18 protein-coding genes are annotated in these 18,754 nt (G+C 62.2%); 11 read left to right on the forward strand and 7 right to left on the reverse strand.

All coding sequences use genetic code 11. The features are described from left to right. Window positions 1-6: 6 nt before the first annotated feature. The 3 genes from rsmB to def are packed head-to-tail and all read right to left on the reverse strand — an operon-like array spanning window position 7 to window position 2,837. Window positions 7-1,317, reverse strand: a complete 1,311-nt coding sequence (gene rsmB / locus HX824_RS01470) for a 16S rRNA (cytosine(967)-C(5))-methyltransferase RsmB (protein ID WP_102604438.1) — start codon at window positions 1,315-1,317, stop codon at window positions 7-9. Beyond that, window positions 1,314-2,273, reverse strand: coding sequence for a methionyl-tRNA formyltransferase (gene fmt, locus HX824_RS01475; protein ID WP_177054056.1), 960 nt, complete (start codon window positions 2,271-2,273; stop codon window positions 1,314-1,316). Before fmt ends, rsmB begins: the two co-directional genes overlap by 4 nt. A gap of 57 nt (window positions 2,274-2,330) precedes the next feature. After that, window positions 2,331-2,837 carry a peptide deformylase gene (def, locus tag HX824_RS01480; RefSeq protein WP_003213617.1) on the reverse strand — a complete coding sequence of 169 codons (507 nt, stop codon included), beginning with the start codon at window positions 2,835-2,837 and terminating at the stop codon, window positions 2,331-2,333. 150 nt (window positions 2,838-2,987) lie between these two features. On the opposite strand from def, the gene HX824_RS01485 reads away from it, so the two are divergent. From HX824_RS01485 to HX824_RS01495, 3 genes are all read left to right on the forward strand, one after another. Beyond that, window positions 2,988-3,776, forward strand: coding sequence for a hypothetical protein (locus HX824_RS01485; RefSeq protein WP_008439565.1), 789 nt, complete (start codon window positions 2,988-2,990; stop codon window positions 3,774-3,776). 63 nt (window positions 3,777-3,839) lie between these two features. After that, complete coding sequence (gene dprA, locus HX824_RS01490; RefSeq protein ID WP_003213620.1) at window positions 3,840-4,934, forward strand: DNA-processing protein DprA; 1,095 nt, start codon at window positions 3,840-3,842, stop codon at window positions 4,932-4,934. A 54-nt stretch (window positions 4,935-4,988) separates the two neighbouring features. Beyond that, window positions 4,989-5,546, forward strand: a complete 558-nt coding sequence (locus HX824_RS01495) for an L-threonylcarbamoyladenylate synthase (protein ID WP_003213622.1) — start codon at window positions 4,989-4,991, stop codon at window positions 5,544-5,546. A 145-nt stretch (window positions 5,547-5,691) separates the two neighbouring features. Here the strand turns inward: HX824_RS01495 and HX824_RS01500 are convergent, their stop codons facing one another. Then, on the reverse strand, window positions 5,692-6,669 hold the full coding sequence (locus tag HX824_RS01500; protein ID WP_076013283.1) for an NADPH:quinone reductase: 978 nt from the start codon (window positions 6,667-6,669) through the stop codon (window positions 5,692-5,694). Between the two features lie 158 nt (window positions 6,670-6,827). Between HX824_RS01500 and hemF the strand changes: the two genes are divergently transcribed. Together hemF and aroE are read left to right on the forward strand one after the other, a co-directional pair. Continuing rightward, window positions 6,828-7,757: an oxygen-dependent coproporphyrinogen oxidase gene (gene hemF, locus HX824_RS01505; protein ID WP_003213625.1), complete on the forward strand. Its 930-nt coding sequence runs from the start codon at window positions 6,828-6,830 to the stop codon at window positions 7,755-7,757. Beyond that, complete coding sequence (gene aroE / locus HX824_RS01510; RefSeq protein WP_177054057.1) at window positions 7,757-8,575, forward strand: shikimate dehydrogenase; 819 nt, start codon at window positions 7,757-7,759, stop codon at window positions 8,573-8,575. Before hemF ends, aroE begins: the two co-directional genes overlap by 1 nt. Window positions 8,576-8,689: 114 nt before the next feature. Here aroE and HX824_RS01515 read toward each other — a convergent pair whose 3' ends face one another. From HX824_RS01515 to betC, 3 genes are all read right to left on the reverse strand, one after another. Then, complete coding sequence (locus HX824_RS01515; RefSeq protein ID WP_177054058.1) at window positions 8,690-10,258, reverse strand: SulP family inorganic anion transporter; 1,569 nt, start codon at window positions 10,256-10,258, stop codon at window positions 8,690-8,692. Between the two features lie 165 nt (window positions 10,259-10,423). Next, on the reverse strand, window positions 10,424-11,344 hold the full coding sequence (gene choX / locus HX824_RS01520) for a choline ABC transporter substrate-binding protein (protein WP_003213633.1): 921 nt from the start codon (window positions 11,342-11,344) through the stop codon (window positions 10,424-10,426). A 16-nt stretch (window positions 11,345-11,360) separates the two neighbouring features. Further along, window positions 11,361-12,875: a choline-sulfatase gene (gene betC / locus HX824_RS01525; RefSeq protein ID WP_008439571.1), complete on the reverse strand. Its 1,515-nt coding sequence runs from the start codon at window positions 12,873-12,875 to the stop codon at window positions 11,361-11,363. 103 nt (window positions 12,876-12,978) lie between these two features. Between betC and HX824_RS01530 the strand changes: the two genes are divergently transcribed. The 6 genes from HX824_RS01530 (at window position 12,979) to HX824_RS01555 (ending at window position 18,659) form a co-directional block, all read left to right on the forward strand. After that, window positions 12,979-13,929 (forward strand): LysR family transcriptional regulator, encoded by a 951-nt coding sequence (locus HX824_RS01530; protein ID WP_008439576.1) that lies wholly within the window; start codon window positions 12,979-12,981, stop codon window positions 13,927-13,929. A gap of 31 nt (window positions 13,930-13,960) precedes the next feature. Beyond that, complete coding sequence (locus HX824_RS01535) at window positions 13,961-14,287, forward strand: DOPA 4,5-dioxygenase family protein (RefSeq protein ID WP_003213639.1); 327 nt, start codon at window positions 13,961-13,963, stop codon at window positions 14,285-14,287. Window positions 14,288-14,389: 102 nt separating this feature from the next. Then, entirely contained in the window at window positions 14,390-15,358 is a 969-nt protein-coding gene (locus HX824_RS01540; RefSeq protein ID WP_177054059.1) for a 2-dehydro-3-deoxygalactonokinase, read from the forward strand. Between the two features lie 13 nt (window positions 15,359-15,371). After that, window positions 15,372-15,992, forward strand: coding sequence for a 2-dehydro-3-deoxy-6-phosphogalactonate aldolase (locus tag HX824_RS01545; protein ID WP_003213643.1), 621 nt, complete (start codon window positions 15,372-15,374; stop codon window positions 15,990-15,992). A gap of 33 nt (window positions 15,993-16,025) precedes the next feature. Then, the gene (gene dgoD, locus HX824_RS01550) at window positions 16,026-17,174 is read left to right on the forward strand and encodes a galactonate dehydratase (protein WP_003213645.1); all 1,149 of its coding nucleotides are present in this window, start codon (window positions 16,026-16,028) and stop codon (window positions 17,172-17,174) included. 180 nt (window positions 17,175-17,354) lie between these two features. Further along, window positions 17,355-18,659: an MFS transporter gene (locus tag HX824_RS01555; protein ID WP_003213647.1), complete on the forward strand. Its 1,305-nt coding sequence runs from the start codon at window positions 17,355-17,357 to the stop codon at window positions 18,657-18,659. The last annotated feature ends 95 nt before the right edge of the window (window positions 18,660-18,754 follow it).

The following is an 18,754-nucleotide window of genomic DNA, read 5'->3' on the forward strand; positions in this document are numbered from 1 at the left end:
AACCATTCAGCCGCGAGCGGCGGCAATCTTGATCAGCTTGGCGTAATAGAACCCGTCGTGGCCGCCTTCCTGGGCCAGCAACTGGCGGCCATGAGGCTGCTTGATCCCGGCCTGGATGTCGAGGTCCAGTTCCCGTGCGCCGCTGGTGCGAGCAAGGAAGGCTTCGATGACTTCAGTGTTTTCGGTAGGCAGCGTCGAGCAGGTGGCGTACAGCAGGATGCCGCCTACTTCGAGGGTCGGCCACAACGCGTCCAGCAACTCGCCTTGCAGCACGGCCAGGGCGGCGATGTCGTCGGGTTGGCGGGTCAGCTTTATGTCCGGGTGGCGGCGGATCACGCCGGTGGCGGAGCACGGTGCGTCCAGCAGGATGCGCTGGAACGGCTTGCCGTCCCACCAGGTGGCGGTGTCGCGGCCGTCAGCGGCGATCAGCTCGGCGCTGAGGCCCAGGCGGGCGAGGTTTTCCCGCACACGCACCAGGCGCTTGGCTTCCAGGTCGACGGCGACGACACCGGCCAGGTCTGCTTGCACTTCCATGATGTGGCAGGTCTTGCCGCCGGGGGCGCAACAGGCGTCCAGTACGCGTTGGCCCGGGGCCAGGTCCAGCAGGTCGGCGGCCAGTTGAGCGGCTTCGTCCTGCACGCTGATCCAGCCTTCGGCGAACCCGGGCAGGTTACGTACATCGCCCGGTTCTGTAAGAACGATGCCGTCCTGGCTGTAGACGCAGGCCGTGGCCGCTACACCGGCTTCGCCAAGCAATGTGAGATAAGCGTCGCGGGTGTGATGACGGCGATTGACCCGCAGGATCATCGGCGGGTGCGCGTTGTTGGCCGCGCAGATGGCTTCCCATTGCTCGGGCCAGAATGCCTTCAGGGATTTTTGCAGCCAGCGCGGGTGGGCGGTGCGCACCACCGGGTCATGTTCCAGCTCGGCCAGCAGCGCTTCGCTTTCGCGCTGGGCGCGGCGCAGCACGGCGTTGAGCAGGGCCTTGGCCCAAGGCTTTTTCAGCTTGTCGGCGCAACCGACGGTTTCGCCGATGGCTGCGTGGGCCGGCACGCGGGTGTAGAGCAGTTGATACAGGCCCACCAGCAGCAGCGCCTCGACATCGGCGTCTGCCGCCTTGAATGGCTTTTGCAGCAGCTTGGCCGCCAGAGCCGATAACCGCGGCTGCCAGCGGGCGGTGCCGAAAGCCAGGTCCTGGGTGAAGCCGCGATCGCGGTCTTCGACTTTATCCAGCTGGGTCGGCAACGAACTGTTGAGGGAAGCCTTGCCGTTGAGTACGGCGGCCAGGGCCTTGGCGGCGGCCAGACGTGGGTTCATTGAGCGTCCACCGATTGGCCCAGGACGATACCCACGGCAAATTTCTCACGACGGCTGTTGAACAAATCGCTGAAATTCAGCGCCTTGCCGCCGGGCAATTGCAGACGGGTCAGGCACAGCGCCTGTTCACCGCACGCTACCAATAGGCCGTCCTTGCTGGCGCCGATAATCTCGCCGGGGGCGCCCTTGCCTTCAGCCAGGGTGGCGGCCAGTACTTTCAGGGCTTCGCCATTGAGGGTGCTGTGGCAGATTGGCCACGGGTTGAAGGCGCGTACCAGGCGTTCCAGCTCAACGGCCGGGCGGCTCCAGTCGATGCGAGCTTCATCCTTGTTCAATTTGTGGGCGTAGGTGGCGAGGCTGTCGTCCTGCACTTCGCCTTGCAGAGTGCCAGCAGCCAGGCCGGCGATGGCCTGGACGACAGCCGGCGGGCCCATCTCGGCGAGGCGATCGTGCAGGCTGCCACCGGTGTCTTCAGCGGTAATCGGGGTGGTGACTTTCAACAGCATCGGGCCGGTGTCCAGGCCCGCTTCCATGCGCATTACGGTCACACCACTTTCGGCGTCACCGGCTTCAACGGCCCGTTGGATCGGTGCCGCACCGCGCCAGCGAGGCAGCAGCGAGGCGTGGCTGTTGATGCAGCCCAGGCGCGGGATATCCAGCACGGCTTGAGGCAGGATCAAACCATAAGCCACTACCACCAGCAGGTCCGGCTTCAGCGCAGCCAGTTCGGCTTGGGCATCGGCGTTGCGCAGGGTTGGCGGCTGCAGCACGACAATGTTGTTCTCAAGTGCAAGCTGCTTGACCGGGCTGGGCATCAGCTTTTGCCCACGACCGGCCGGGCGATCGGGCTGGGTGTAGACCGCCACGATTTCATACGGGCTGGCGAGCAGGGCCTTGAGGTGTTCGGCGGCGAATTCGGGGGTGCCGGCAAAAACGATGCGCAGTGGCTCGGTCATGGGAAACGTCTCACAAAAGAAAAAGGCTTGCCGGAGCAAGCCTTTGAAAGAAGGGAATCAAGCTTGCTGGCGATGCTTCTTTTCCAGCTTCTTCTTGATCCGGTCGCGTTTAAGCGTGGACAGGTAATCGACAAACAGCTTGCCGTTGAGGTGGTCGCACTCGTGTTGGATGCACACCGCCAGCAGGCCTTCGGCAATCATCTCGAACGGCTTGCCGTCACGGTCCAGGGCCTTGATCTTGACGCGCTGGGGACGGTCGACGTTCTCGTAGAAGTCAGGCACCGACAGGCAGCCTTCCTGGTACTGGCCCATCTCGTCGGTCAGGGTTTCGAACTCAGGGTTGATAAACACCAGGGGCTCGCTGCGGTCTTCGGACAGGTCCATGACCACGACGCGCTGATGCACGTCGACCTGGGTCGCGGCGAGGCCGATACCCGGGGCTTCATACATTGTTTCAAACATGTCATCGACCAACTGACGAACCTTGGCGTCCACTACGGCCACTGGCTTGGCGATGGTGCGCAGGCGTGAGTCCGGAAATTCGAGGATGTTCAAAATAGCCATAAGCGTAATTGCTGCACATGTGAGGTAAAGGCAAGTCGGCGCCGGGGATGGACCCTTGATGTGCCGGAATAAGTGCCGTGGGAAAACGTCCGAAAGCCGCGAAGGCCAAGGCGTTTCACGCGAATGCACATAATAAAGGAGATTCACCCCATGAGGAAATCGCTACTCGTCTTGCTGCTGTGGGCCCAGGCCGTTGTTGGCCAGGTTCCCGAGAGCTATCCACAGGCCGGCCAACCGTTGCTGCTTCATACGCAGCAGGCCATCCAGCGCTTTTTACTGCACAACCGCATTCTCGATACCCCCCAGGAACTGGAGCACGCTCCCTATATTGTTGCAGCAGATGCCGGACGAGTATTGGGCGCCGATGGCGAGCGTATTTATGCGCGAGGTGCCCTGGACCCTACCGCCGAAAGCTACGGGATCTTCCGTCGCGGCAAGGCCTATACCGACCCGCAAAGCCAGGAATTGCTGGGTATCAACGTCGACGACATTGGCACCGCACGTTTTGTGACGGTGGGCGATGTCAGCACGTTGGGTGTGCGGCGCGTCACCCAGGAGGTGCGTCCCGGGGATCGTTTGCTCAGCCAGCAAGCGCCCACCGACCTCGCCAGCCTGGTGATTCAGATGCCTGCTCGCGCCACTGCCGGGCACATCATCGACGTGCCACGGGGCGTGACGCAGATCGGCGTGCTGGACGCGGTGACGCTGAACAAGGGCCGTCGTGACGGCCTGACGGAAGGCCATTTGCTGGCCGTGGTGAAAACCGGGGAAACCGTTCGGGACCGAGTGACCGGTGCTCCGGTGAAGATGCCCGACGAGCCGGCCGGGACGCTATTGGTGTTCCGCACCTACGAAAAGCTCAGCTACGGCCTGGTGCTCAGCGCGTCGCGTTCGCTGGCGGTAATGGACCGTTTTGAGGCGCCTGAACGAAGACAATAATTAGGTTGCTAAATAAGTTACCAACAGAGTTATCCACAGCTTGTTCCGATCAAGGACGATCATATGTTACCGACGAATGACCGTGAAATTTCCCCGGCAGAACTGGAAGCCCGACTACGCTTGCACAGGCTGCCGGAACTGGGTCCCAAGGGCTTTAAAAAACTTATCGAGGCCTTTGGTTCTGCGTCAAAAGCCATCAGCGCACCGGCCAGTGCCTGGCGCTCCCTGGGGCTCAAGGTGGCCAGCGCCGATGCCCGGCGTTGCGAGGAAGTACGTGATGGTGCCAGTGCGGCATTGGCCTGGTTGGAGCGTCCGGCCCAGCATTTGCTGATGTGGGACCAACCCGACTACCCGGCATTGCTTGCAGAATTGGATGACGCACCCCCGCTATTATTCGTCGCCGGCAACCCGGCGATTCTGGAGAAACCGCAGCTGGCGATGGTCGGCAGCCGTCGCGCCTCCAGGCCAGGAATGGATACCGCCGCCGCGTTTTCCCGCAGCCTGGCGAGTGCCGGTTTTGTCATCACCAGTGGCCTTGCCCTGGGTATCGACGGTGCTGCTCACCAGGCGGCTTTGGATGTTGGTGGACATACAATCGGCGTGCTGGGCACCGGGCTCGAAAATTTTTATCCACAGCGCCATCGACGCTTGGCCGAGGCGATGATTGCCCAAGGCAGCGCCGTGGTTTCCGAGTTTCCGTTGGACGCCGCGCCCCAGGCCGGCAACTTCCCGCGCCGCAACCGTATTATCAGTGGCCTGTCGCTTGGGGTACTGGTGGTGGAGGCCAGCATGGCCAGCGGTTCGCTGATCACCGCGCGGCTGGCGGCGGAGCAAGGGCGCGAGGTATACGCCATCCCCGGCTCCATCCATCACCCCGGGGCCAAAGGCTGCCATCAACTGATCCGCGATGGCGCGGTGCTGGTGGAAACCATCGAGCACATTCTCGAAAACCTGCGTGGCTGGCAGGCCCTCTCCCGCCCGGCGCCGATTGCGGTCAATCATCCGCTGGTGGCGCTGTTGCACGCGGCGCCCCACACCAGTGAAGCCCTGGCGATTGCCAGTGGCAGGGCCTTGTCCGAGGTGCTGGCCAGCCTGACGGAGCTGGAACTGGAAGGCCGGGTGATCTGCGAAAGCGGGCGCTGGCTTGCGCGCGGCTAGGTTTTGTAACGAAGATCGGTAAACTGCGCAGAGCTTTAGTCCGGAGAGTGAGTAATGGTCAACAGGTGGCGTGTGCGAGAAGCCGCACGAGAAATTCGCGCAGGCGCAGTGATTGCCTATCCAACCGAGGCGGTCTGGGGCCTGGGCTGTGACCCTTGGAACGAAGAAGCGGTGGATCGGTTGCTGGCGATCAAGGGCCGGTCTGTGGATAAGGGGCTGATCCTGATTGCCGACAATATCCGTCAGTTCGATTTTCTCTTCGAAGACTTTCCCGATGAGTGGATGGACCGCATGGCCAGTACCTGGCCTGGTCCGAATACGTGGCTGGTGCCCCATCAGGACTTGCTGCCCGAGTGGATTACCGGGGTGCATGACACGGTGGCGTTGCGGGTGACTGATCATCCGCAAGTGCGGGATCTGTGCTCGCTCGTCGGGCCACTGATTTCCACCTCGGCCAACCCGCAGGGCCGCCCGGCGGCGCGCACGCGGATTCGTGTGGAGCAGTACTTCCGCGGGCAGGTGGATCTGGTATTGGGGGGGAATCTGGGGGGGCGCAAGAACCCGAGTCTGATTCGGGATCTGGCGACGGGTGAGGTTGTGCGGCCTTCCTGAGACCGAGCCGCCTGCTTTCGCGAGCAAGCCCGCTCCCACATTTGACCGAGTCCAACTTTTGGAACACGGTCAAATGTGGGAGCGGCGGTGCGACGATTCGACTTGCTCGCGAAGAGGCCCTCAAAGCCGCTGAAAATCCAACGCCCTATGGCAGCAGAATGGTCGACCCAGTCGTCCGCCGCGCCGACAACTCAATTTGCGCCTTCGCCGCATCCCCCAACGAAAACCGTTGGTTAATATCAATCTGCAGCTTCCCGCTGATGATCATCGAAAACAGATCATCCGCCATCGCCTGCAGGTTTTCCGGGTTGTTGGCATAGGTCGCCAATGTCGGCCGGGTCACATACAGCGAGCCCTTGGCCGCCAGAATCCCCAGGTTGACCCCATCCACCGCCCCCGAAGCATTACCAAAACTCACCACCAATCCGCGTGGCGCAACGCTATCCAAGGAGGTGAGCCAGGTGTCCTTGCCTACGCCGTCGTACACCACTGGGCACTTCTTGCCGTCAGTCAGTTCCAGCACGCGTTGTGCGACATTTTCCTTGCTGTAGTCGATGGTTTCCCAGGCGCCGAGGGATTTGGCCAGCGCCGCTTTTTCCGGCGAACTCACGGTACCGATCAGCTTCACGCCCAAGGCCTTGGCCCATTGGCAAGCCAGGGAGCCGACGCCACCGGCAGCGGCGTGGAACAGAATGGTTTCGCCGCCCTTCAACTCATAGGTCTGGCGCAACAGGTACTGCACCGTCAGGCCCTTGAGCATCGCGCCGGCGGCCTGTTCGAAGCTGATGTCGTCCGGCAGGTGCACCAGGTTGGCAGCCGGCAACACATGCAATTCGCTGTAGGCGCCCAGCGGGCCGCTGCCGTAGGCCACGCGATCGCCGACCTTGAATTGAGTGACTTCGCTGCCCACCGCATCAACCACGCCGGCACCTTCTGCGCCCAGGCCCGACGGCAAGGCCGGTGGTGCATATAGGCCGCTGCGGAAATAGGTGTCGATGAAGTTCAGGCCAATGGCCTTGTTCTGCACGCGAACCTGCTGCGGGCCGGGTTCTGCCGGGGTGTAGTCCACATACTCAAGCACTTCGGGGCCGCCATGGGCACGGAACTGGATACGTTTGGCCATCTGCACTCTCCTTAAGTCATTTCGCGTAGCCCCCTATCGGACTCCTAAGCTTGATCTTCGTCAACTGTGGCAGCAGTGGGTGCAGTGGTATCCTGTGCGCCCATTTGCCGCCGATGCCCAATGGCCTCGTGTAGCGTTGCCCGATTCAAGGTGATGTCATGACTACCCGCACCGAGGCTGTCAAAGCCTACCTGCTTGACCTGCAAGACCGCATTTGCAGCGCCCTGGAAACCTTCGAGACGGACACTCGCTTTATCGAAGACGCCTGGACCCGGCCTGCCGGCGGCGGCGGTCGCACCCGTGTGATCGAAAACGGTTCGGTAATCGAGAAAGGCGGCGTTAACTTTTCCCACGTGTTTGGCAGCGGCCTCCCACCGTCCGCCAGTGCCCATCGCCCGGAATTGGCAGGTCGCGGTTTTGAAGCCCTCGGCGTGTCGCTGGTGATCCACCCGCACAACCCGCATGTGCCGACCTCCCACGCCAATGTGCGTTTTTTCATCGCTGAAAAAGAAGGCGAAGAGCCGGTGTGGTGGTTTGGCGGCGGCTTCGACCTGACGCCCTACTACGGCAACGAAGAAGACTGCATCCACTGGCACCGCGTCGCCGAACAGGCCTGCGCGCCGTTTGGCCCGGACGTTTATTCGCGCTACAAGGCCTGGTGCGACACCTACTTCCACATCAAGCACCGCAACGAACCGCGTGGCATCGGCGGTTTGTTCTTCGATGATTTGAACGAGTGGGACTTCGACACCAGCTTCGCCTTCATGCGCGCCATCGGCGACGCCTACATTGACGCCTACCTGCCAATCGTCCAGCGCCGCAAGGCCATGGCGTATACCGAGCAGCAGCGCGAATTCCAGGAATTCCGCCGTGGCCGCTACGTCGAGTTCAACCTGGTCTACGACCGTGGCACTTTGTTTGGCCTGCAATCGGGCGGGCGTACCGAGTCGATCCTGATGTCGCTGCCACCGCAAGTGCGCTGGAGCTATGACTGGAAAGCCGCCCCCGACAGCGAAGAAGCGCGCCTAACCGACTACTTCCTGCAAGACCGCGACTGGCTGGGTGTGCTGCCCAAGGCGGCGGTCTGATGGATCGTTATGTCGTCTTCGGCAACCCCATCGGCCACAGCAAGTCGCCGCTGATTCACCGTCTGTTCGCCGAACAGACCGGCGAGCAACTGGACTACAGCACCTTGCTCGCGCCGTTGGAGGATTTCACCGGCTGTGCAAAAGCATTTTTCGCACAAGGCCGTGGCGCCAACGTCACCGTACCGTTCAAGGAAGAGGCCTATCGCCTGGCCAACGCCCTGACCGAACGCGCCCAACGGGCCGGCGCAGTGAATACCCTGAGCAAGCTCGGCGATGGCAGCCTGTTGGGAGACAACACCGACGGCGCCGGCCTGGTGCGGGATTTGACGGTGAATGCCGGGTTCAGCCTGCAAGGCAAACGCATCCTGTTGCTGGGCGCCGGTGGTGCGGTGCGCGGCGCGTTGGAGCCATTGCTGGCTGAGCAGCCGGCTTCGCTGATCATTGCCAATCGCACCGTGGAAAAAGCGGAATTGCTCGCCGAGCTGTTCGACGATCTCGGCCCGGTGTCCGCCAGCGGTTTCGACTGGCTGCGTGAACCGGTGGACCTGATCATCAATGCCACGTCCGCCAGCCTGTCAGGCGATGTACCGCCGATTGCCGGCAGCCTGATCGAACCCGGAAAGACTTTTTGCTACGACATGATGTACGGCAAAGAGCCTACGGCTTTCTGCCGCTGGGCCAGTGAGCAGGGCGCGGCGGTGGCAATGGATGGCCTGGGGATGCTGGTGGAACAGGCCGCGGAAGCGTTCTTCCTGTGGCGCGGTGTGCGCCCGGATTCGGCGCCGGTGCTGGCTGAATTGCGTAGCCAACTGGCCTGACGCAATCCGAATGTGGGAGCGGGCTTGCTCGCGAATGCGGTGGATCAGTCGATACATACGGCGACTGTCACACCGCATTCGCGAGCAAGCCCGCTCCCACAGTTTCAACCGCATTCAGTCTTCGAAATGGATGGGGCATTGGTCGGCCCCTTCCAGTTTCCTCAACTCTTCCACCACCTGTGGCCGGGCCTTGCGCAACGCCAGGCTGCGCCCCACTCCATTCAATCGGCGCGCTTCCTGGTGCAGCATCTCCACCCCGGAATAGTCGATAAAGTTGATCTGCTGCGCCTCGATCACCACCCGCTGGCCGTGCAGGCTTTGCAGCCGCACCTGCAGGTAATGGCTGGCGCCGAAAAAGATCGACCCGCCGACCCGCAGCACATCGTCCTCTCCGTCACGCCATTGCTGGACCCGCGGCTGTGAGGTGCGCTTGAGGTAGAAAAACAGCGACGCCAGCACCCCGGCGTAAATGGCCGTTTGCAACTCCAGCAAAAGCGTGGCGATGCAGGTCAGGCTCATCACCACGAACTCTGCGCGGCTGACCCGGAACAGCGCCCGAATACCACGATGGTCGACCAACCCCCAGCAAATCAGCAGGATGCTGGCGGCCATGCTCGGGATCGGGATATGCGCGATCAATACCGCACCGAACAGCGCGAACAACGCCACCCACAATGCGGAAAACACCCCCGCCAGCGGCGAACAGGCGCCTGCCTCATAACTCAGGCCCGACCGTGTGAAGGAACCCGCCGACAAGTACCCGGAGAAAAATCCGCCGACGATGTTGGATAAACCCTGGGCGCGCACTTCCTGATTTGCATCGAGCAATTGTTGGGAGCGGGCCGACAGTGAGCGCGCAATCGACAGGCTGGTCACCAGCCCCAGCATGCCCACCGCCACGGCACTCGGCAGCAGGCGCAGGACCATGTCCAGGTCCATCGGCAGCGGGCTGAACGGTGGCAGCTTGCCGACAAATGAACTGACCCGCGCCACCTCCCCGAACATCGCCGGCCACAGCCACGGGATGAGGCTGCCCAGGGCCAGCGCGATCAACAGGGTTGGCCAGCGCGGTACCCAGAGTTTCAGCAGCACCCCCACCAGCAAGGTGCCGAGCCCGAGCACCAGTGAAGGACGATTCCACTCCCCGGCATGGTTGATCAGCGCCAGCAGACTGTTGATCGCCGTGGCCTGGCTGGGCAGGTCCAGCCCCAGCAGGTTGGGCAGTTGGCCCAGGGCGATCACCACCGCAGCGCCGAGGGTGAAGCCGAGCACCACTGAATGCGAGACGAAATTCACCAGGGCGCCGAAGCGCAGCATGCCCAACAGCCATTGGAAGACGCCGGCCAGGAACGTCAGCAGCAGGATGAGTGTGATGTAGTCCTGGGAGCCGGGCACGGCCAGCGGGCTGACGCTGGCGTAGAGCACGATAGAGATGGCTGCCGTGGGGCCGCAGATCAGGTGCCAGGAAGAGCCCCACAAGCAGGCGATCAATACCGGGATGATCGCGGCGTACAGGCCATACTCCGGTGGGAGACCGGCGATCAGCGCGTAGGCAATGGACTGGGGTAATGCCAGGACTGCACCGCTCAGGCCGACGACCGCGTCCCTTCCGACGCTGGCGCGGGTTTGGCGCGGGAGCCAGCTGAGGAAGGGGAAGAGTTTGTGGCGGTTGGGCCAGGGCATTGAAAACTCGGTTGAAGAGGTTTGAATCAGAGTATCAGGCTCATGATGATCGTTCCCACGCTCTGCGTGGGAATGCCGTCTTGGACGCTCTGCGTCCGCTCTTGAGTCGTGAAGCGCAGCGTCACCGGATGCGTTCCCACGCAGAGCGTGGGAACGATCAGTGCATCAGAGTTTGGCTTTTACAGCGGCCAGCGCATCTTGACCGTCCACGGTTTTAACCCCGTCCAGCCACTTGTCCAGCACCGCCGGGTTCGCCTTGATCCACGCCTTCGCCGCGTCCGCATTACTGAGCTTCTTGTTCACCACCTCAGCCATGATGGCGTTCTCCATCTCCTGGGTGAAACTCAGGTTGGTCAGCAATTTCCCCACATTCGGGCACGCCTGTGCATAGCCCTTGCGGGTCAACGTATACACGCTGCCGGTGTCACCAAAGTACTTCTCCCCACCCTTGAGGTAATGCATCTTCAACTGCACGTTCATCGGGTGCGGCGTCCAGCCGAGGAAGGTCACGAACTTCTGCTTTTTCACCGCCCGGGACACTTCGGCCAGCATCGCCTGTTCACTGGACTCGATCAGCTTCCACTGGCCCAGGTCAAAGTCGTTCTTCTTGATGATTTCCTGCAACGAGAGATTCGCCGGCGCACCCGAACCGATGCCGTAGATCTTCTTGTCGAACTTGTCGGCAAACTTGTTCAGGTCGGCAAAGTCATGCACCCCGGCGTCCCAGACATAGTCCGGCACGGCCAGGGTGAACTCGGTACCGTCGAGGTTCTTCGCCAGTTGCACCACATCGCCATTGGCCACGAACTTGTCGTAGAAGCCTTGCTGCGCCGGCATCCAGTTACCCAGGAACACGTCCACCTGGCCGTCCTTGAGCCCGCCAAAGGTGATCGGCACCGCAAGGGTGTCGACCTTGGCCTTGTAGCCCATGCCGTTCAACAGGAAACCGGTAATGGCATTGGTGGCGGCGATATCGCTCCAGCCCGGATCGGCCATCTTCACGGTGTCGCAGCTGGTGTCCGCGTAGGCGCCGGCACTGCTCAATGCCAGCAGCGCAACGCTCAACACGGTGGATAACTTTTGCATGGCCTTCCCCTCAGTTTTATTGGTTTTGGCAGGGTTGTGGAAAACGTGCCTTGCGCTCCAGATCGTCGAGGTCGATGTGGTTGCGCATGTATTGCTGACTGGCGTCTACCAGTGGCTGGTGGTCCCAGCTCTTCAGCTTGCCCTGGGTCAGCGCCTCGAACACCAGGCGGCGACGGCGTTGGCTGGCGAGCACCTGCTGGTGGATCGCAGGGATGTCCCATTTGGCCCGCGCTTCATGCAAAAACGCCTCGAACAGTGGCCGGTGTTCCGGTGACTGGCTGAGGTCCTCCCGCTCGTGCGGGTCGTTGTGCACATCGAACAGCAGGCACGGATCGTCCTCGCTGTAGATGAACTTGTAGGCACCACGGCGGATCATCATCAGCGGGCTGATGGTGCCCTCGGCCATGTACTCGCCGAACACTTCGTCGTGCCCGCCCTGCCCTTGCAGGTGAGAGACCAGCGAGCGACCGTCCAGCGCCAGCCTCGGGTCCAGCTCGCCGCCGGCCAGTTCCACCAGGGTAGGCAGCAGGTCGGCGGTGGAGACGGCGGCGGTCACCCGGCCGGCGGCAAACTGCCCCGGCGCGCTGATCAGCAGCGGCACGCGGGCGGCCATTTCAAACCAGTGCATTTTGTACCAGAGCCCGCGCTCGCCGAGCATGTCGCCGTGGTCGCCGGAGAAGATGATGATGGTGTCGTCGGCCAGGCCCGTGTCTTCCAGGGTTTGCAGGAGCTTGCCGACGTTGCTGTCGATGTAGCTGCACGCGCCGAAGTAAGCGCGGCGTGCATCGCGGATCTTGTTCAGCGGCAGCGGCTTGTCCCACAGGTCATAGACCTTGAGCAGGCGCTGGGAGTGAGGGTCGAGGTCAGCCTGTGGCGGTGTTGCAGGCAGCGGGATGTCGTTGTCGTCGTACAGGTCCCAGAACGGTTTGGGAATGGTGTAAGGGTCGTGTGGGTGAGTCATCGACACGGTCAGGCAGAACGGCTGGTCGCCATCCTCGCGGATATGGTCGAACAGGTACTGCTGGGCCTTGAACACCACCTCTTCGTCGAAATCCAGCTGGTTGGTGCGCACGCACGGCCCGGCCTGCAGCACCGACGCCATGTTGTGGTACCAGGAGGGGCGCACGTCCGGCTCATCCCAGTTCACGGCCCAGCCATAGTCGGCCGGGTAGATGTCACTGGTCAGGCGTTCTTCATAGCCGTGGAGCTGGTCGGGGCCGCAAAAATGCATCTTGCCCGACAGCGCGGTGCGGTAGCCGAGGCGGCGCAGGTAGTGGGCATAGGTCGGCACGTCGGCGGGGAAATCGGCCGCGTTGTCGTAGGCGCCGATCTTGCTCGGCAACTGCCCACTCACCAGGGTAAAGCGCGATGGCGCACACAGCGGACTGTTGCAGTAAGCGGCGTCGAACACCACGCCCTCAGCGGCGAGGCGACTCAAGTTTGGCAGTTTGATAGGCGAAGGACCGTAGAACGGAAGCATCGGCGCGGCCATTTGATCGGCCATGATAAAAAGAATGTTCTTGCGCTTCATGGTTTCGCGGCATTCCATAGTCGATGTTTATGCGAATGAGCATGCAGGCCATGGAAATCGTGGTAAAGCCCATGAGAAGCAATGTCTAGGATAAGCCCAGCTTATGTATGAATCCCTCGGTCACCTGTCACTCGACCTGCTGCGTGCCTTTGAATCCGCAGCGCGCCAACGCAGCTTTACGGCAGCGGCGATGGAGTTGGGCACCACCCAGCCGGCCATCAGCCAGCAGATCAAGCGCCTGGAAGAACAGCTGAAGGTGCGCCTGTTTGATCGCATCTACCGTGGCATCGAGCTGACCGACGCGGGCGCCTTGTTATTCGAGCAGGTACAGGCCGGTTTGCAGAGCATCAACCAGGGCCTGAGCGCGATTGCCGAGCAGGACCAGCATGAAGTCCTGCAGGTGGCGACCGACTTTGCCTTCGCCGCGTATTGGCTGATGCCACGCCTGCATCGTTTCCATGAAGCCAACCCGCAGGTGGACGTGAGCCTGGTCACCAGCGAGCGTAACCACGCCACGTTGCGCAGCGATATCGACGTAGCGGTGCTGTTCGGTGACGGCCGCTTCAAACAGGGCGACAGCCTGTGGCTGTTCAACGAGGAAGTGTTCCCGGTGTGCAGCCCGCAGCTACTCCAGGACCGAGTCGCGCCACTGTCGGTGCAGAGCCTGCTGGAGTTCCCCTTGCTGCACCTGCGCCAGCAAAACAACAACCAGTGGTTCGACTGGAGCGGGGTGTTTCGCGAACTGGGCATCACCACCGCGCCCACCCCGGGCCAACTGCGTTTCGACAATTACACGCTGTTGATCCAGGCCGCGATCGCGGGCCAGGGCGTGGCCATCGGCTGGCGTCACCTTGTGGATAACCTGCTGGAGCAAAAATGGCTGTGCCGGCCGATTGGCGACACGGTGATCTCGCGCTTCGGCTATTACGTGGTGCTGCCCCAGCGCAAACGCCGCAGCCAGTTGATCGAGCGTTTCGTCGACTGGCTGATGACCGAACAGGCCAGCAGCGCACAATCGCTGACCGGTCTGGCCCTGCCGTCCATTGCGGTCTAGGATTTGCCGATCAATGAGCCCGGAGCCTGTCATGCAACGTATCAAGGGCTACCACGCCCATATCTATTTCGACGCCAACACCATCGACCAGGCGCGCAAACTCTGCGAAGACGCCGCGCAATTGTTTCCGCTGCGCATGGGCCGCGTGCATGAACGCCCGGTGGGCCCGCACCCGGACTGGAGCTGCCAGCTGGCATTCGAACCTGAATACATCGGCGTCGTGCTGCCTTGGCTGGCCCTCAACCGCAACGGCCTGGTGGTGTTCCTGCACCCGACCACCGGTGATGACCTCAAGGACCACACCGAACACGCGATCTGGATGGGGGCGATGCGCACGCTGGATCTGTCAATATTTTAAGCCTTTAATTTCCCTATATATGGGACTGATATTTATATATTGAGACTTTGCCGGTCTTGGGTTTATATTCGCCTCATCCGCTCAGAACACTCAGGTGAAGCGATGCAGGCGCAATTGATCGCGCTCGATTGGGGAACCAGTTCCCTTCGTGCTTACAAGCTCGGCCCGGCAGGCGTCGTGATCGAACGGCGCACCTTGGCGTCGGGGATCATGCACCTGCCGACTGAAGCCCGGGAAATAGCCGGTGTTCGCTGCAGCAACGGGTTCGAGCTGGCATTCGACGCAGCCTGCGGTGACTGGCTCGACACCCAGCCCGACCTTCCCGTTATCGCCTGCGGCATGGTCGGCAGCGCCCAGGGCTGGAGCGAAGCGGCTTACCGCGACACCCCGGCCGACGTCTCTACCCTCGGCCAGGCGCTGCATGTGGTGCGCAGTCTGCGGGGCGCAGCGGTGCACATCGTGCCCGGCGTGATTCAACGCGGCGCGTTGCCCAATGTGATGCGCGGTGAAGAAACCCAGGTGCTCGGCGTGCTGCAAAGCCTGGCTGTCCATACCGGGCGCGACGTATTGATCGGCCTGCCGGGCAGCCATTCCAAGTGGGTGGAGGTGGTGGAAGGCTGCATCACTCACTTCGATACTTTCATGACCGGCGAGCTGTTCGCCGTGCTCAGTCAACACAGCATTCTGGGGCGCACCCAGCGCCCTTCCGAACAGTTCCAGGTGGCCGCTTTTGATCGCGGTGTTCAGGTTGCGCTGTCGGCAGACGGCCAAACGGGCCTGTTGTCGAACTTGTTCAGCGCACGCTCCCTGGGATTGACCGGCGAGCTGGCGCCTGACGAGCAACCGGACTATCTGTCCGGGCTGTTGATCGGCCACGAACTGACCGGCCTGCGCACTCGCAAGCCCAGCCAGCAGCGCGACATCGTCCTGGTCGGCACACCCCAACTCTGCACCCGCTACCAGCGTGCACTCCAACTCTGTGGCTTCCCCCACGTGACCCTGGCGCAGGAGGCTACCGAGCGTGGCCTTTGGCAACTGGCCATGGCGGCGGGGCTGCTGCCTGCAACCTGACGAGAGGCCCGACATGCTCAAGCAAGCACTGACACACAACGGTTTGATCGCGATCCTGCGCGGCCTGCGACCGGAGGAGGCGCTGGCGATCGGCGAGGTGTTGTACACGGCGGGCTTCAGGGTGATCGAAGTGCCGCTGAACTCGCCGGATCCTTATTCCAGCATCCGCATCCTGCGGGACAGCCTGCCCGCCGATTGCCTGATCGGCGCCGGCACCGTGCTGACCCCGGAACAGGTCGATCAAGTCAAAGCCGCCGGCGGCCAGGTGATCGTCATGCCCCATAGCGATGCCAAGGTGCTGCGAGCCGCCAAGGCCGCGGGCCTGTATCTGTCGCCGGGTGTGGCCACGCCCACCGAAGCGTTTGCCGCGCTGGCCGAAGGCGCCGACGTGCTGAAGCTGTTCCCGGCCGAGCAAATGGGCCCGGCGGTGGTCAAGGCCTGGCTCGCAGTACTGCCCGCCGGCACCGTGCTGCTGCCGGTAGGCGGCATCACCCCGGACAACATGCAGGTATTTTTCGACGCGGGCGTCAAAGGCTTCGGCCTGGGCTCCGGGTTATTCAAGCCGGGCATGAGCGTCGCCCAAGTGGCGAGCAACGCCCAGGCCTACGTCGCCGCCTGGCATGCCTTGGGCTGATCAGCGTTCTCCATCTACAAGAGAGATAAGAAGATGAAAATCACCAAACTGACCACCTTCATCGTCCCGCCGCGCTGGTGCTTCCTCAAGGTTGAAACCGACCAGGGCGTGACTGGTTGGGGCGAGCCCGTTGTCGAGGGCCGCGCCCATACCGTGGCTGCCGCGGTCGAAGAATTGTCCGACTACTTGATCGGCAAGGACCCACGCAATATCGAAGACATCTGGACCGTGCTCTATCGCGGCGGTTTCTACCGTGGCGGCGCGATCCATATGAGCGCTCTCGCCGGTATCGACCAGGCGCTGTGGGACATCAAGGGCAAGGCCCTCGGCGTGTCGGTCAGCGACTTGCTGGGTGGCCAGGTGCGCGACAAGATCCGCGTGTATTCGTGGATCGGTGGCGACCGCCCGGCCGACACTGCCCGCGCCGCCAAGGAAGCCGTGGCCCGTGGTTTTACCGCGGTGAAAATGAACGGCACCGAAGAGCTGCAATTTCTCGACAGCTTCGAAAAAGTCGACCAGGCCCTGGCCAACGTCGCCGCCGTGCGGGATGCGGTCGGTCCGAACGTCGGCATCGGCGTCGACTTCCATGGCCGGGTGCACAAACCCATGGCCAAGGTGCTGATGAAGGAACTCGACCCCTACAAACTGATGTTTATCGAAGAGCCGGTGCTCAGCGAAAACTACGAAGCGCTGAAAGAGCTGGCGCCGCTCACCAGCACCCCGATTGCCCTCGGCGAGCGCCTGTTCTCGCGCTGGGACTTCAAGCGCGTGCTCAGCGAAGGCTACGTCGACATCATCCAGCCGGATGCTTCCCACGCCGGCGGTATCACCGAAACCCGCAAGATTGCCAACATGGCCGAAGCCTACGACGTGGCCCTTGCCCTGCACTGCCCGCTCGGCCCGATTGCCCTGGCAGCGTGCCTGCAGCTGGATGCGGTTTGCTACAACGCGTTCATCCAGGAACAGAGCCTGGGCATTCACTACAACGAGAGCAATGACCTGCTGGATTACGTGCGCGATCCGGGTGTTTTCGACTACGACCAGGGCTTTGTGAAAATCCCCAACGGGCCAGGCCTGGGCATCGAGATCAACGAGGAATACGTGATCGAACGCGCCGCCATCGGGCATCGCTGGCGCAATCCGATCTGGCGGCATGCCGACGGCAGTTTTGCGGAGTGGTAAACACCGCGAATTTGAGGTGAAAACCCGATCAGTGTGGGAGCGGGCTTGCTCGCGAAGGCGGAGTGTCAGTCAACACATCCGCTGCTGGTAGACCGCTTTCGCGAGCAAGCCCGCTCCCACATTTGATTCGGTTTCGTCAGTAAGACCTGTCCTCAATAACCATAAGAAGAGGCAACCCCCATGCAATCCGAGTCCTTCACCGGGCAGGCTTCTTTAGTCACGCCCAGCCGAAAGCGTTTCTTCATCATGGTGCTGCTGTTCATCACCGTGGTGATCAACTACCTGGACCGCAGCAACCTGTCGATTGCCGCTCCGGCCCTGACCAGCGAGCTGGGGATCGACCCGGTGCATGTCGGGCTGATCTTCTCCGCGTTCGGCTGGACCTACGCGGCCATGCAGATTCCCGGCGGCTGGCTGGTGGACCGGGTGCCGCCGCGCATTCTCTACAGCGTCGCCCTGCTGCTGTGGTCGGTGGCCACGGTGATGCTCGGTTTCGCCGCCAGCTTCATCGCGCTGTTCGTATTGCGCATGGCGGTGGGCGCCCTGGAGGCCCCGGCCTACCCGATCAACAGCCGCGTGGTCACCACCTGGTTCCCCGAGCGTGAACGGGCCACGGCGATCGGCGTTTATACCTCCGGGCAATTTGTCGGGCTGGCGTTTCTCACGCCGGTGTTGGCCTGGCTGCAACACACCTTTGGCTGGCACATGGTGTTTGTCGCCACCGGCGGCGTGGGCATTGTGTGGGCGTTGATCTGGTACGCGGTGTACCGCGAGCCACGGGATTTCAAAGGCGCGAATGCGGCGGAAATCGAGCTGATCCGCGAAGGCGGCGGGTTGGTGGACATCCAGGCGCAGGCGGCCAAGGCGCCGTTCAGCTGGGTCGACCTCGGCATCGTGTTGAGCAAGCGCAAGCTGTGGGGGATCTACCTGGGGCAGTTCTGCCTGAATTCCACGTTGTGGTTTTTCCTGACGTGGTTTCCGACCTACCTGGTGAAATATCGCGGCATGGACTTCATCAAGTCCGGCCTGCTGGCGTCGCTGCCGTTTCTGGCGGCGTTTGTCGGGGTGCTGTGTTCGGGGCTGTTTTCCGATTGGCTGATTCGCCGGGGAGCGTCCGTGGGGTTTGCGCGCAAGTTGCCGATCATTGGCGGGCTGTTGATTTCCACGGCGATCATCGGCGCCAACTTTGTTGATTCCACGGCGTGGGTGATTGCGTTTCTGGCGGTGGCGTTTTTCGGCAATGGTCTGGCGTCGATCACCTGGTCGCTGGTGTCGACCCTGGCGCCGGCAAGGCTGCTGGGGCTGACCGGAGGGGTGTTCAACTTCATCGGCAATCTGTCGGCGATTACCACGCCGATCGTGATTGGCTTTCTGGCGACCGGGGATTCGTTTGCGCCGGCGATTACGTACATCGCGGTGCTGGCGTTGTTGGGTGCGTTGTCCTACATCTTGTTGGTCGGCAAGGTCGAGCGTATCGAGATTTAGGCGACTGCTGCGGCGAGGGAGCTTGCGGTGGCGAGGGAGCTGGTGTGGCGAGGGAGCTTGCTCCCGCTGGAGTGCGCAGCGCTCCCAGGATTTTG

It is taken from the genome of Pseudomonas sp. D4002, assembly GCF_013385665.1.
Taxonomy (GTDB): domain Bacteria; phylum Pseudomonadota; class Gammaproteobacteria; order Pseudomonadales; family Pseudomonadaceae; genus Aquipseudomonas.